This window comes from Rhodospirillum sp. A1_3_36, assembly GCF_047263945.1.
In the GTDB taxonomy this organism is placed as follows: Bacteria; Pseudomonadota; Alphaproteobacteria; order Rhodospirillales; family Rhodospirillaceae; genus Rhodospirillum.
The window spans coordinates 1-12,492 of sequence record NZ_JBLAVB010000020.1; the positions used below are offsets into that span (position 1 = coordinate 1).

At 63.8% G+C, this 12,492-nt stretch carries 18 protein-coding genes; all 18 read right to left on the minus strand.

What is annotated here, in order from left to right; genetic code table 11:
• A partial coding sequence (locus tag ACLIRY_RS22930; RefSeq protein ID WP_413207755.1) for a Gp138 family membrane-puncturing spike protein occupies positions 1–477 on the minus strand: 477 nt, incomplete at its 3' end.
• A 1-nt stretch (position 478) separates the two neighbouring features.
• A complete protein-coding gene (locus ACLIRY_RS22935; protein ID WP_413207756.1) occupies positions 479–1,396 on the minus strand; it encodes a phage protein in 918 nt (305 codons plus the stop codon).
• Entirely contained in the window at positions 1,393–1,710 is a 318-nt protein-coding gene (locus tag ACLIRY_RS22940; protein ID WP_413207757.1) for a phage baseplate plug protein, read from the minus strand. The genes ACLIRY_RS22935 and ACLIRY_RS22940 overlap by 4 nt, the downstream gene beginning before the upstream one ends.
• On the minus strand, positions 1,710–2,246 hold the full coding sequence (locus ACLIRY_RS22945) for a phage baseplate protein (RefSeq protein ID WP_413207758.1): 537 nt from the start codon (positions 2,244–2,246) through the stop codon (positions 1,710–1,712). The genes ACLIRY_RS22940 and ACLIRY_RS22945 overlap by 1 nt, the downstream gene beginning before the upstream one ends.
• A complete protein-coding gene (locus tag ACLIRY_RS22950) occupies positions 2,243–4,198 on the minus strand; it encodes a hypothetical protein (RefSeq protein WP_413207759.1) in 1,956 nt (651 codons plus the stop codon). Before ACLIRY_RS22950 ends, ACLIRY_RS22945 begins: the two co-directional genes overlap by 4 nt.
• Before the next feature lie 3 nt (positions 4,199–4,201).
• Complete coding sequence (locus tag ACLIRY_RS22955) at positions 4,202–4,378, minus strand: DUF6889 family protein (protein ID WP_413207760.1); 177 nt, start codon at positions 4,376–4,378, stop codon at positions 4,202–4,204.
• Between the two features lie 2 nt (positions 4,379–4,380).
• Positions 4,381–4,821: a phage tail assembly chaperone gene (locus ACLIRY_RS22960; protein WP_413207761.1), complete on the minus strand. Its 441-nt coding sequence runs from the start codon at positions 4,819–4,821 to the stop codon at positions 4,381–4,383.
• A 16-nt stretch (positions 4,822–4,837) separates the two neighbouring features.
• Positions 4,838–5,296: a phage structural protein gene (locus ACLIRY_RS22965; RefSeq protein ID WP_413207762.1), complete on the minus strand. Its 459-nt coding sequence runs from the start codon at positions 5,294–5,296 to the stop codon at positions 4,838–4,840.
• A gap of 13 nt (positions 5,297–5,309) precedes the next feature.
• The gene (locus ACLIRY_RS22970; RefSeq protein ID WP_413207763.1) at positions 5,310–6,773 is read right to left on the minus strand and encodes a DUF3383 domain-containing protein; all 1,464 of its coding nucleotides are present in this window, start codon (positions 6,771–6,773) and stop codon (positions 5,310–5,312) included.
• Between the two features lie 8 nt (positions 6,774–6,781).
• The gene (locus tag ACLIRY_RS22975) at positions 6,782–7,339 is read right to left on the minus strand and encodes a hypothetical protein (protein ID WP_413207764.1); all 558 of its coding nucleotides are present in this window, start codon (positions 7,337–7,339) and stop codon (positions 6,782–6,784) included.
• Positions 7,336–7,692 (minus strand): hypothetical protein, encoded by a 357-nt coding sequence (locus tag ACLIRY_RS22980; protein WP_413207765.1) that lies wholly within the window; start codon positions 7,690–7,692, stop codon positions 7,336–7,338. Before ACLIRY_RS22980 ends, ACLIRY_RS22975 begins: the two co-directional genes overlap by 4 nt.
• On the minus strand, positions 7,689–8,246 hold the full coding sequence (locus tag ACLIRY_RS22985; protein WP_413207766.1) for a hypothetical protein: 558 nt from the start codon (positions 8,244–8,246) through the stop codon (positions 7,689–7,691). Before ACLIRY_RS22985 ends, ACLIRY_RS22980 begins: the two co-directional genes overlap by 4 nt.
• On the minus strand, positions 8,243–8,641 hold the full coding sequence (locus ACLIRY_RS22990; protein ID WP_413207767.1) for a DUF4054 domain-containing protein: 399 nt from the start codon (positions 8,639–8,641) through the stop codon (positions 8,243–8,245). Before ACLIRY_RS22990 ends, ACLIRY_RS22985 begins: the two co-directional genes overlap by 4 nt.
• A 185-nt stretch (positions 8,642–8,826) precedes the next feature.
• Entirely contained in the window at positions 8,827–9,192 is a 366-nt protein-coding gene (locus ACLIRY_RS22995) for a hypothetical protein (RefSeq protein WP_413207768.1), read from the minus strand.
• A 3-nt stretch (positions 9,193–9,195) separates the two neighbouring features.
• Positions 9,196–10,149 (minus strand): DUF2184 domain-containing protein, encoded by a 954-nt coding sequence (locus ACLIRY_RS23000; protein WP_413207769.1) that lies wholly within the window; start codon positions 10,147–10,149, stop codon positions 9,196–9,198.
• A gap of 13 nt (positions 10,150–10,162) precedes the next feature.
• The gene (locus tag ACLIRY_RS23005; RefSeq protein WP_413207770.1) at positions 10,163–10,615 is read right to left on the minus strand and encodes a hypothetical protein; all 453 of its coding nucleotides are present in this window, start codon (positions 10,613–10,615) and stop codon (positions 10,163–10,165) included.
• A 3-nt stretch (positions 10,616–10,618) separates the two neighbouring features.
• The gene (locus ACLIRY_RS23010; protein WP_413207771.1) at positions 10,619–11,896 is read right to left on the minus strand and encodes a DUF2213 domain-containing protein; all 1,278 of its coding nucleotides are present in this window, start codon (positions 11,894–11,896) and stop codon (positions 10,619–10,621) included.
• Positions 11,897–12,236: 340 nt separating this feature from the next.
• Complete coding sequence (locus ACLIRY_RS23015) at positions 12,237–12,491, minus strand: hypothetical protein (RefSeq protein ID WP_413207772.1); 255 nt, start codon at positions 12,489–12,491, stop codon at positions 12,237–12,239.
• Position 12,492: the final 1 nt, after the last annotated feature.

Genomic DNA, 12,492 nt, shown 5'->3' on the forward strand with positions numbered 1-12,492 from the left:
GGTGATGTGCTGCTCGCCATCGTCACTGCGCAGTTGGACGTTTTCCGGATCGGCCACGGGGTTTAAAACGCGCGGTTGGCTGCGTAGACCCACAATCGCCATACCATCGGATAGATCGTGCATCCGCCGTTCGGCCTGACCCTGAATGCCCCCGGACTGCCACCAGGAATCAATGCATCGACTGGAAAAGACCACCATTGCCTCGTCCCCCGGCTTAATGGGAAAGGTCAAGCTAAAGCCGCCTCCGCAGGGAAAACAAACCGGAACATCGACCAGCAGAGGCAGGGTCACCTCGGTCGCTTTGCCACGCTCATCGGTCAGGATACCTTTAAGAGATGGCTGGACCGTTACGGTGATCGCCTTGGGATCGTAGGATTGAATAATTCCCGGCAACGCCGTCCACATCTCGGCCTGTCGACCGTCCTGGGCCATACGGTTGCTTTCGGTGGAATCCTGAAGCCTCTCGCGCCGATCCATCTCAAACTCCTATCTGGTCCAGAGGAATATGCATGGTGTCGTCCATGCCGATGGCGAGCAGGTCGGCGGTCCAATCCTGCCCGTGGGTATCACCCTTGAAGTCCGCCTTGATCAGGCGGTAAATCCCATCGCTGTCGATCATCGCCGACTTGTTCCAGGCCCCGATTGTCAGCGGCGTCTTCGCCCGCTGGATCGACTCGTTGTTCAGCTTGATCCTCCCTCCGATCCGCAGCCGAGGGTTCAGCAGGCAGGTGACCTTGATGCCCTGATCGGTCTGCTCGGGCATGCCCAGAAGCCCGGTTTCATGGGTCAGGACCACGGCCTCGCCGGGCAGATAGCCCGCCAGCCTCACCATTTGCAATGCGCCGTCCTGAATGGACCAGACCGCGCCACGATCCTGCCCCACATCGCGCAGGTATTTTCTCGCCATGCCGTGCATGACTTTCCCCCGTGGCAGCGGCTGGCCGCCGATATCGGCGATATGGCCTGTGGTCACGCCTTTTTCGGCCATGGATTTCCCGGCGACAGCCACCTGATCGACCGGCCGCGCACCTGCGGCCAACGTCGTGGAGACTGTAGCGTGGGCATAGGCATGGTCGCCGTCGGCTGCGGTCATCTCCAACCAGGACTCCGTTCCGTTTTCCCGTCCCGTCCGGACCTGCCGGATGTTGCCCGAGAAAATCAGGCCCGCGTTACCCTGATAGCCTGCCGATAAAAACACGGTCGTGAACTCACCGCCGATCCGGCTCGCGGTTGATTTCGACAGATTGGTGATGGTGATCGTGGCGCTGTTCGGCGTTTCAATGTCGCCCTTGGTGGTTTGGAATTGGACCCTCAACCCGGACAGGTCGAGGCCTTCGCCCGAGGCCGTTCCGACCAGGAGAGAACAGGTTCGAATCCATTGACGGTCTCCGCTCATGCCGCATCCTCCGTTTGAAAAATCAGCTTCACGGCGGTGCCTAAATCGTCCTCACCCGCCGGTTCGCCGTCCGCCGATGACACCCACAGCGCCCCGCCGATTTCCAGATGACCATAGGCGGCCAAAAGATCGCAGCCCGTGACCAAAGGCATGGCCGCGATGAGAGGCACGTCGTCCTCGGCCTTGGCGAGATCCAGCAACCAGCCACCTTCATTCGCCCACCCCCACCGAATGGTCAGGCGGCATTCGACACCGACCAGGGTGACCGTGAAGGTCTGCGGTTCGGGGCTTAGGGGGATGATCCAGCTCGCCATTATCCGAACGCCTTTTGTAGTGCGCTTTCCTTTTGGGGCTGTTTTTTCCCCTTGTCCGACACCCCGCCGGTTTGATTCCCAGAACGGTGCCGGGCGCGGGGCGGAACCGTGGTGACCGAGGTCGAGACGATGATCACTTCCCTCAACTCGACGGTCGCGATAAAGGCATTTTCGGTATCCGCGTCTGTGGTGGTCGAAATGCTGATAACGAGCATGTTTGAATAAAGCCGTTTGCCCGTAACGACATCGAAAGGCTCGCGCCTACCCTGAAGCTCGCGCAGCTTGTCGTAGAACTCCTGGCTGCGTTTGGCGCCTTCCGTGGCATCCGCGCCAGAGTCCGAAGCACCGATGCGCAGAACCAGCGACTGGGGCTTAAGGTAGGCATGGTCGGAAATGACCGCGCCCTGCTCCACCGGGAATTCCGTGACCTCAAGACCGTCTTCATGGGTCTCCTCAATCACCACATCGGCGGTCAGCCCGCCGATGTGGCGCTCGGGCATCACCGTCACCGGTTCGGTTTGCTGTGCCCAGCTCATCGCATCGCGCCGGTCATATACCGGGCTGCGTTCGCCGCCGCCCCATCCTGCTCCCGGGCAACCGCCCGACCGGCGGCCATCGCATCGCCGGTCGTAGTGACGGTGATTTCAGTTTTTTGATTGATGGTGACAGGCCTGCTTCCCGCGCCAGATGTCTCGCCGCGCCCCGTCGAGACCGCCGCAGGCGATGGCGTCAAGGCCGGGGCCGATAAATCGGGAGTGGCCGGTGGTTGGTCGATTTTTGGCGCGGACCCCAGACCGACCGCGTCCAACACGGAGTCCGGCAGAAAATCCAGAACCTTCCGGGCCTGATCGCCAACCCAGCGGAGGGCGCTGCCAATACTGTCAGCGATTGCCTTTCCTGATCTTTCCGCCCAACCGGCGAAATCGGGGAATGCCGCTTCGATCCCCGCCCACATCGGCTTGAACAGACTAAGCAGGGTATCGATCATGGCCTTAACGGTTGCGATCCAGCCATCGGCGAACCCGACGATGATCGCCTTGCCCGCGTCTACGGCGCCTTGTAGATCGCCGGAAAAGACCGCCTTCACGAAGGCAATGAACCGGTCAACCTGCGCCGACAAATGGGTGAGCGCGACCGCGATAGGTTGGAACAGGATGGCCGACACGCCGGTGATCACGGCCACGGCCTTCTCGCCCCAGGCCGTGAAATCGGGGAATGCCGCCTTGAACGCCGCACCCGCGGCGACGAAATACCCGGCGATCCCCTCGGCCAGACCGCTCCAGATGGCGAGGATGGTTTCCGCCATCGTCTCGCCAATCGCTATCCAGGCGTCAACCGCGCCCTGCCAGTCACCGGTGACCAGGGCCACCACGCCCTTGACCACATTGCCCGCGATATCCACCAGTCCGATAATCAGGTCGACTGCGGCGCGGACAGCGGCGCCGATCAGGGTTAGCGCACCCACGAACTGCCCCTTAAGAAGCCCCACCAGGGGCTTTAAGAGGCCCCAGACCTTTTCAATTGTGCCCGCCCAGGGACCCCAGTCGATCAGGCTTTTTCCACCCTCCAGATAGGTCTGGAAATCGTCAATCAAGGCAATCAGGCCGATGATCCCGGCCACAATCCAACCGAGTGGGGTCGCCAAAAATCCGGCGTTGAGCAAGCGCCAAGCGGCCAGCAGGCCCACCACGGCCATCGCCGCGATCCTTTGGCTTTCGTCCAACCCCAAAAAAGCATCGGCCAGATCCATAACCCATTCGACCAGGCGCCCGATGAAGGCCATGGCTGAACCGGCCACGCGCAGCACCAATGAAATGAAGGCCTGGAGGGTAGCGCGGATGCGGTCGAAGTTTTCGGTGATCTTTCGGCGCAGACCCTCGAACCCCTCGCGCAGCTTGTCGAAAAGAGCAACGCCGACCGCATCGGCCACCAGCCCGGCCATGGCCTTCAGCCGCGTGATTTCCGCTAAAAGGGACCGGGCAGACTCGGCGGCGGCCTGGGCACCGATCCCTGCCACCCCGGCCATGGACCGATATTCGGCGGTCAAGGCGCCGACGTCGGCGGTCAGCATGGGAATCAACGCAGGATCTATGCCCATGCGCTGGGCATAAAGCTCGCGCGCCGCCTTGCCCATGCCCGCCATGCGCTCGCGCGCTTCTTCCAGGGCCTTGGCGGTGTCGGTGATGTAAGGCCGTGTCGAAATCATACCGGCCAGTGACGCGTTCAACGCTTCGGCGCTGGAGCCCGCCTCTTCCGCCGCGTAGCGCAGTTCTGCGAGGTGATCGGCAGAAATGCGCAGGGCATCAGATGAGGCGCCCAGTTCATCGTACTTGTTGGCGATGGCCAGGATTCCGGCGACGGCTGTACCGGCGGCCACACCTACGGCAATCCCGAAGCCCTTGACCTTGGTCAGAGCATTGGACATTGAACTGTCGTCGGTCTGGAACCCGACTTTCGCCAGGAATTCCGCGATTACGCCACCGAGCATGACTTAATCTCTCCTCCGTGCCGCCCACTCCCGGCCCCGCCGCTCGTTTTCGTCCCGCACATCCAGGGCCTCGTTCAGATCGGCGACGTCCGCCAGGGTCAGGGATCCATCAAAAAGACTTTCGACCCGACAGCACCCGGCGAGGACGGGCCGATAGAGCCAGTCTTCGCCGGTTGCCATGCTCACCCATTTGATGTCAGGCCCGCCAGGGCTGGCCCAAGCCCGGGCAGGGCGTCCGTAAAACCCGCGAGGTTACCCAACAAAACCCGACCGACGACAATCAGCAGCGTCGGCAGATCGATGGGGTACATAAGGACCCCTCTGGCCCGCAGGGGCGCCCAGCCCCCGCCCGTTTGCTTGACATCGACGGTGTCGAGGCAGGCGTCGAGGATATAGTCGACCTGCTCGTCGGGCAGGCTTGAGAGGGCCTCGCCGATGGCTCCGGCGATCTTGAGCGCCTCGGCCTCGGTCGCCGATCCGGCAGACCGGAAAGAGCCGACGGGCAGCCCGTCGACTTTGGCCAAAAGGCTGGCCAAGCGCCGGGCGATATGGAATTGCTTCCGGGCATCCATTTTTTTGGGCTTCAGGGTCAGGGGGCCGGCGGTGAATTCTTCAAGTGCCATGGTATCCTCTTATCTCTTATGACTTTTCGGGTGTGCCGGTGCCGAGCTGGCGGTCGATCCGCCCGGCATGAAAGGTCCACACGACATTTCCGGCCTGCTCGGCATAGCCGTTCGGGGCATCCTTGGCGAAGGCGCAAGCGGTGCAGGTGTAGGTATCGCCCCGGGCCGTATCGCGAACGGTGATCGTGTTTTGCCCCCACCGCGCCGACGAACCTTCCTGATAGGTCAGCAGGTTTTGGAGCTGGGCGTTCATCGAGCTCGTCTTCAGCAGATTGATGGTGACCGTGCCAGATTTATCAGCCCGTAAAGTGTGCATGACCGAGCCGTCGGCGCCGACCGTCATGGCGTTCTTGTCCCCGGTTGCGTCGAGCGAAATTCCCTCGGACGCGGTTCCGGACTCTTCGCCGCCGATGGCGATATTGCCCCCCGGACCATCGATGGCCGCGTGGACGTCTAAGAATGAATAGGCAGGCATGACCCTTTCTCCTTTACCGATTCACATCAATGGCGATGTCGAGACTGTGGATCGCACCGGCCAGCTTTGCCGCGATCTGGATCGGTGGCGCCTTACGCTGCTCCCGTTCCGACTGATCCTGGTCATCCACGCGTTGGGCGTAGATGTACCAGCCCTTGTCAAGCCGATCCCCGCGCTCCAGCTGGCCGAACCCATCGGCGTTCCAGATGCCCGGGGCGATCAAGCCGTTACTCACGGCCTGAGCGAGGACGCCTTCAATGGCCGTTATGATCTGGTTCACGCCGCTGTCGGTCTGGGGGATCTTGGTTTTCGACTGATAGAGCAAATTGTAGGCCGAGACCTGGATGGCGTTGGCCAGCCAATCGAGACCGTGGATTTCATCGAAATAGGCGTCACCGCACATCACGCCTTCCTGAAAAATGGCCGTATCATTGTCGTATGCCGCGAAGACGTTGCAGCGCTTGTTAGCCAGCGCAATCGCCTGCGTTTCGCGCAACCCCTCGGCCACAATCCCCACCAGTTGCTTGAACTTCAGCGTGATCGTCGACCGGTTCATGTTGAAGTTGACGGTGAAGGCCCGACCCAAGGCCGAGATGATCGCATAGGGATTGGCCGAATAGGCCACCGTGGTCCGGGTATACCCCAGGGCCTTGAGGCGGGTCGCCAGATCCAGGACATAGGTCGAATCCATAACCCGGGTATCGGTGATCGTTGCGGCGTACACCCGAGCCTTGGCGCTGGCCTGGATGTATCCGGCGACGGCGATGTGTTGGTCGACGGTCAAATCGGGATCGGCGAAATACAGCCCATACCAGTCGCTCGCCAGATCGGCGAATTCTACTGCGGCCTCCAGCGGTGTCTCGGCGGCCATACCGCCCACGGGCGCGAGGCCGGTGTCCACGGTCAGCTTCATCTGGGCGGCCAGGGCTCCGGTAGCCCATCCCAAAGAGGCTGCGGCGCCGGTGGCCGCCGTGGATAAAACGAACCGCTCGCCGTCGTAGGTCAGGCCCGCGCCAACGCCACCCAGCGCCGCATCGATAATCGCGGCGATGCCTTCCAGGGTCGAGGACGCGCTGAAATCCAGATTTGAAACCGTCTGTTCAACACCGCCGACGGTGATGGTCAAGGATCCGGCATCGATGCCGGTCCATTGTCCGATATCGGCTTCCTCGGTGGTCAATGCCGCGCCGCGAAGGATGGCCGGGGCATCGGCCTTGACCCAGCGTCCAATGCGCAGGATTTTCGGTCGCGGACTCTGGCTGAAAAAGATCGTCGCGGCGGCGTATTCCGGGGCAAGCACACCAAAATCCGCAACCACGCCCTTGAGGTCGGTATAAGTTCGGATCCGCTCGGACTGATCGATCACGGACGACGCCCCGACGATCAGCGGCACACCGAAATTCCGCCGGGCTGCCGCCAGCGGTTGTAGATTGATGGTGACGTTGACAAGGCGGTCGACAGACAGTTCCTTGACCATGACGGCTCCTATGAATTGGCGGTGACGGTGAGTGCGCCACCGGAAAGGACAACCGGGGCCTCAACCAGATCGCGAATGGGAACGGCGACATCGTCCCCGCGCCGCAGCGTGACGGTCAGATCCTGGCGGCCAACCCATTTCTGCCCAACCAGATCTGGCGCGGCGACGAGGCCGCCGACCTTGACCAGCACCATGCCCGCTCGCCACAACCCCTCACGGTTTTGTTTGACGGCCAAACCCAGCTTGACCGCCTTGGCCTTGGCATGGGCCTCAGGGCCATAAAAGCTGGCCATGATCGTTAGCCGATCCTCGGAGTGGAGGACGGACAGACCGGGCTTATGGCTCAGCGAGATCCCCTCGGGTTGCTCATCGATGACACCGAAGGCACACCAGTTTTCATGCTCGGCGGGTTGTGGGGGCGGCTTGGGCTGCCAACGCGGGCGGACCATGCCGCCGGACAGGCCGGACAGAGCGGCGATGGTCTCGCAGATCGCGTCTTCTTGGGCATGAGCCGTCAGGCCCGTATCCAAGGGAAGGAAGCCGCCGGTGGCGCTGTCGTTGCTCATTGAACACCTTCCTGCGTCGCGAGCGCTCGGACGTAGCCGCCCTTCGGCCAGGGCTCCACGGCCTGGATCAGATAGTCGGTCCCCCGCCAATTAAAGCGGATCGCCGCATCCTCGCCGAGCACATCGAGATCCGTGATGGTCCAAACCACCACGGTTGCCTTGTCGCGCTGCCCATCGGGCAGGCTTTCCCGTTCGTCGGGGCTCGCGGGCTGGATGCTGGCCTGGATCTCGTGTAAAACCTCGGCAGCCTCCACAAGCCGCCCATGGTCATCCACGCTTTCGGCGGTGACCCGCAGGCTCAGGGGCTCGGTAAACTCCGGGTCGGACAGAATGGCGGACAGATCCAAGCTCATTGACCGCGCCTCCGGATCACGTAGGTGATGGCGTTTCGCAGGGCGCCACGAAAGATCAGGGGATTCGACCGGGCGGGCTTGCCCGCTTTGCGATGCTTGCGTTTCCCGCCCTCGGGAACCGGATCGGCGGGGTTTTCTGCCCGCCACCGCGCGGCAAGCGTCGCATCGGCCAGGGCAGGCCAATCATTGTCGACGAACCTGGCTGTAACCGCGTTCACCGCGACCTGCCCGGCGGCGTGGAACCCCGCCATGACGCCGCCCGCGTCCCCCCGCAGGGCCGCCCGCGCCGCGTCAGCGAGCAGATCGGTGATGTCCTTCGCCGCCGCCTTCATGCCCGGATAGAGAAAGGCACGGGCCGGGATCCCGGCTTCGGGCGCGCCGAATTCCTGTATGTAGCCAATCGCCGCATTGCCGATGGGCTCGCCCTCCCGCGTGTTCTCTTCAGCCGGGATGCCCACTAACAGCTCGGAGCCCTTCAGGAGCGTCATGGTGCGCTTGACCCGCGCCTCCATTTCCCTTTGAGAGGGGCCCTGAACAGTGATGTCGGGGATCATGCCACGAGTCCTCCAGCGCCGATGGTCGCGGCCAGGGACCAGTACTGTTTTCCCCAACTGGTCGAATTGTAGTCACCTCCCCGAATGTCGGCTGTGGCCGCCGCCCCGCCGCGACTGATCGATGTGGAGATCGACCCGACCGTCTTGCTTTCGGACACCACGCCACCCCCGGCGGCATCCAGGCCGCCGGTGCCATCGGTGGCCTTGGAAGCTGCGGCGATCAAGGTCAGGTGGTGGGCCGCGAGAAAGGCGATACCGTGGGGCTGGAGATCCTGCCACCGCTCCAGCGGGCACCGCTTTTCAGCGAAGGCGAGCCAGCGCGTCACCGTCGCATCCGGGAAGACGGTGGCGTCAGCGAAGGCGGGGATCATCTCTCGGAATTCGGCGGGTGTCATGGTGCGACCTCATGGTTCGATCCGGGCGCCCCCGGGGCCTGATCAACAGGTCCCGGGGGCCGGTGGTGGCGGGCCTCTCACCCGCCTGGGGCCGGTCCCGGCCTGGGCGCTGTTCGGGGCGGACGGCCTCCTGACCCCGGGCGGCCCACCGGGCCTACACGTCGCTGCTCTCCCCTGCGGTATTCCTATTCGGGTTCCTGGGCCTTGGCCCGAAAGGCTCCCCAGGCCGCGTCCCGTTCCGCCGCCGTGACCGTCCGGCCCGCCGCCTCGGACAGAGCCTTGGTTTCGGGAAGACCCGCCTTGGTGAAGTGGTCGGAATTCCCGGTATCGAGCTGGCCGATGAACGCGACCAGATCGGCGGCCCCTTCGGGCTCGGGCTCGGGTTCGGACTCCGACACCGGTTCGGGCTTCGCCCAAACAAAACGTCCCGCGACCTCGCAGGCCTTGAGGTAGGGGTGCGCCTGTTCCGATCGGGTCACGGTCTGGATGCCTCTACCGATGGTCCGTCTCCCCAGGGAAAAGGGCTCGGTCACGATGATCTGGCGATCCATGGCTTACGCTCCGAGGGCGACCAGATCGCCGTAGCTGACGGTTTCGGGATAGACGAATTCAACCCAGCCCAGCAGGCCGTAGTAAACTGTCAGGTGCTGAAGCCCGCGGACTTCAAGCGGCGTCTTCTGGACGGGAACCAGGGGGAACCGCAGGTACCGTTTGCTGCGTGTGTAGGCGACCGCGCGGTCCAGACCACCGACACCGGCGCCAACGGACCATTTGAGGGGAAGAATCTCCAGGTCCCGCCCGTTTTTGGCGGCAGAAACGCACATCTTGGAGACATATTCCAGGATGGAAATGGAGCCCCCGCTGGAGACCGGCTGGAGCAGCAGCGCGAAGTGCTCGGGAGGCAGGCGCAGCTGATCCGGGGCGACGGTGTAGGCCGAGCGCGTCCAGGCGTGGGTCAGGAACAGGTTGACGTCGGCCAGGATTTCGGCGGGCGTCGCCGTCGACCAATCCGCAGAGAGGCCCATGGGGGGAATGGCGGTGTTGTTGAGCAGACCCGTCGCGCCGACCACGCCGTCGCCCATATAGACCATCTCATCGACGTCCAGCTGATACTTCATCTGCATGGCGTCGTACTTCTGCGTATCGATGGGGCGATTCAACCGCTGGGCCTTGGCCGCCTCGATCGTCGAGAAGCCGATCTCACGGCCCCACAGGTGCAGGGGCTGACCAATCTTCGCGGTATTGATATCGACACCGCCAATGGCGGTGGAACCCGATCCGATCCAGGACTTGCCCTTGCCCGCGAAACCTGCGGCGGCGAAATCGGTGACGGTGAAGGCCGCGACCTCGTCCTCCATCGCGATATCCTCGCGCAGGTCGATGTCGCGCTGCCAGGTCACCTCCGTCAAAGGGGCGTTGAAGGTCGTATCCAGCCGCTCCAGTTCGCCGACCAGGAAGGCACCGGCCTCGTCCCGGGTCCGCCGATCGTATGTTCGAATTCCAATCATGTCGGCGCGCTCCTTAGATATTGAAGGCGATTTCGACGGTGCCGTCGGAATCCTGGGGGCCCATGAAGGTGGCGCCGGGAATGGCGACGCCCGCGGAGACGGCGAGTTCGCCGGTGACGTATTCACCCGCGTCGGCCTCGATCAGCTTGACCGAGCCACCGCGCACGGCCGCCGTGGCCTCGGCTCCGGACAGGCGCACGGACATATAGCCCCGGCGGAGCTGGTCCTGAATGGACCCGGCGCTGGCCGAATTTCCGCCGGTCCCGGCGCCGGTCTGAAAGGCCCGAGCGAGGAAAGAGACGACGCTGGCCGCCGTCACGGCCGCGCCAGCCGCGCCAGCCGTCAGGGCCAGGGGAGTGCCAAAGGGCGTCTCGGCGGACAGCTTGACCGGCTCCAGGGTGGCCTCGGCCCGGCGGCTGACACCCCCGGGGATGCCGGTGGGCATGGAAGTGGAATAGGCGGCCATCGGTTATCCCTTCATGTTCTTGCGGTATTCCGCGAATTTGGCGTTGAGGCTGGCGGGGGTGTCATAGGCCCCCGCGTCGCGTCCCTTGGCATCACCCCGGGTCAGAGCATCGGCGGTACGGCCATTGGTCGCAGACCGCTTGATCTCGACCGCCGCCGAAAAAGCCGCGTCGAGGGTTGGGCCGGTCGCCCGGTCGATGCCGTCGCGGGCAATGGCCTTGACGGCCCGGGCTACGGCGCCATCCTTCATGGCAGCACGCAGCGCGACCCGCTTGACCACCGAGGCCCGGTCGCCGGTACTGGCGATCATGCCCGGAGACAGGATCGCGGCATCCCGAACCAGAGTGGCCGTGGCCCAGTCGCCGGTTTTGCGCGGCTTGCGGTCCTTGGTGACCTCGGGGTCTTCATCCTGGACGTCCTCGGGGTCCTCATCCTGGGTGTCCTCGGGATCCTCGTCGGTCATCACCTCGGGATCCTCGTCGCCCGTCGCGCCCATTTTTTCAACCAAGGAACGCAGCAGCATCTTGATCTCAGCCATGTCTTCGGCCAGATCGGGTTCCCCCTCGTCCGTCGCCGGGACCGGTTTTTCCTCCGGATCTTCGTCCCCGGCCTGGCCTTCGACCAGGGCCTCGTCGAGGGCCTTCTTGACCCTGGGGTCGGCGTCCATGGCCTTGCGGACGCCCGCAGACCCCAAGAGGGTCGCCAGAAGCCCAGGCTTTTTCGTCTTCATGTGGTGATCCCTCGTCTTGGTGCGCCAGTCGCGGATGGCGCAGCGCGGGCCGCAACGGCCCTCGCTCACCAGAGCGACATGATTCCCGCGCAGGTGGGTTTGACGGCCCCGGCCAGGGGCGATTTCGATGTAGTCGGCGTCATAGCCGCAGGACAGTTCGCGCAGGCCCCCGTTGACCGCCTTAATGGCATCCGCATCGGTCACCAGCAGATCGGCGAGCAGCAGATCGGCCTCGGGCCCCGTACCCCGCCGGACATTCTGAACCACACCGCGGGCGAGCTTTTTCCATGTGGCGGGCGTGACGTCGTCGGACGGATGGCCGTCGGTCAGGGGGCGGCCCTCGAAGCTGGCCATGGTGGCCTTGTCGAACAGGTCGGCCTCCCCCCGCTCGATTAAAATCATGTCACCATCGCCCGGCGTGACCGGCACTTCCTCGGGCAGGTATTCCAGGTCGCCGGTGCGGGCCAGGGCCACGCCCTCGCACAACAGATACCCCTCGGGGGTCTCCGAAATGCGATCCGACAATCTGGTGGAAACGAGGATGAGGGGCACGGGTTCGCTCCTTGAGTTGCGACAAGGAGGAGACTACCGGTCGACCCGAGGGCTGGCTTGCCCGGAACTGTTCCGGGCCAGGGGGAAGGTGGGGGATTTTTTTGGGCGCCGTGGCGCGGGAGCTAAGTGTTCGGCCCCTGATCGCGGGATGAGCCCACTTGGCGATCCCGGACCCTCTTAAGGCCCCTTATGGGCCGCCCTGGGGGCAGATGCGAGCCCCAGGGTGGGGCGTGGCCTCAAAGGGCTCCATTGAACGCCCATTGAACGGGGCAGGATCGCCGGGGCGGCATCGGGAGCCCCAACCATGCCAGGGGGCACCGAAGAGCCCCCTGCGGGGAACCTAGGCGGTTTTCCCGGTCACGGCCTCGACCTGGCTATCGTGCAGCTTGACCTCGACGTAGGATAGGTCGTAGGGGTCGGCGCTGTTGTTCGGGCCGGGAATGACGAATTCCAGGACCTGAGTATCGGGCACCGATGGACTGGAGATGATGACGGTCCCCTCGAGCCCCGCGGCCAGCTCGAAGGGCGCATCACTTCTCATATTCGTTCCGATCACTTTTTCCTTCAGGCGAAGGCGGGTTTCCTCGGGATACATG

What these genes read in the sequence shown, in the direction of transcription:
- ACLIRY_RS22935 (WP_413207756.1), bottom strand. Translation starts at nt 1,396, where the DNA reads ATGAGCGGAGACCGTCAATGGATTCGAACCTGTTCTCTCCTGGTCGGA.
- ACLIRY_RS22940 (WP_413207757.1), bottom strand. Translation starts at nt 1,710, where the DNA reads ATGGCGAGCTGGATCATCCCCCTAAGCCCCGAACCGCAGACCTTCACG.
- ACLIRY_RS22945 (WP_413207758.1), bottom strand. Translation starts at nt 2,246, where the DNA reads ATGAGCTGGGCACAGCAAACCGAACCGGTGACGGTGATGCCCGAGCGC.
- ACLIRY_RS22950 (WP_413207759.1), bottom strand. Translation starts at nt 4,198, where the DNA reads ATGCTCGGTGGCGTAATCGCGGAATTCCTGGCGAAAGTCGGGTTCCAG.
- ACLIRY_RS22955 (WP_413207760.1), bottom strand. Translation starts at nt 4,378, where the DNA reads ATGGCAACCGGCGAAGACTGGCTCTATCGGCCCGTCCTCGCCGGGTGC.
- ACLIRY_RS22960 (WP_413207761.1), bottom strand. Translation starts at nt 4,821, where the DNA reads ATGGCACTTGAAGAATTCACCGCCGGCCCCCTGACCCTGAAGCCCAAA.
- ACLIRY_RS22965 (WP_413207762.1), bottom strand. Translation starts at nt 5,296, where the DNA reads ATGCCTGCCTATTCATTCTTAGACGTCCACGCGGCCATCGATGGTCCG.
- ACLIRY_RS22970 (WP_413207763.1), bottom strand. Translation starts at nt 6,773, where the DNA reads ATGGTCAAGGAACTGTCTGTCGACCGCCTTGTCAACGTCACCATCAAT.
- ACLIRY_RS22975 (WP_413207764.1), bottom strand. Translation starts at nt 7,339, where the DNA reads ATGAGCAACGACAGCGCCACCGGCGGCTTCCTTCCCTTGGATACGGGC.
- ACLIRY_RS22980 (WP_413207765.1), bottom strand. Translation starts at nt 7,692, where the DNA reads ATGAGCTTGGATCTGTCCGCCATTCTGTCCGACCCGGAGTTTACCGAG.
- ACLIRY_RS22985 (WP_413207766.1), bottom strand. Translation starts at nt 8,246, where the DNA reads ATGATCCCCGACATCACTGTTCAGGGCCCCTCTCAAAGGGAAATGGAG.
- ACLIRY_RS22990 (WP_413207767.1), bottom strand. Translation starts at nt 8,641, where the DNA reads ATGACACCCGCCGAATTCCGAGAGATGATCCCCGCCTTCGCTGACGCC.
- ACLIRY_RS22995 (WP_413207768.1), bottom strand. Translation starts at nt 9,192, where the DNA reads ATGGATCGCCAGATCATCGTGACCGAGCCCTTTTCCCTGGGGAGACGG.
- ACLIRY_RS23000 (WP_413207769.1), bottom strand. Translation starts at nt 10,149, where the DNA reads ATGATTGGAATTCGAACATACGATCGGCGGACCCGGGACGAGGCCGGT.
- ACLIRY_RS23005 (WP_413207770.1), bottom strand. Translation starts at nt 10,615, where the DNA reads ATGGCCGCCTATTCCACTTCCATGCCCACCGGCATCCCCGGGGGTGTC.
- ACLIRY_RS23015 (WP_413207772.1), bottom strand. Translation starts at nt 12,491, where the DNA reads ATGTATCCCGAGGAAACCCGCCTTCGCCTGAAGGAAAAAGTGATCGGA.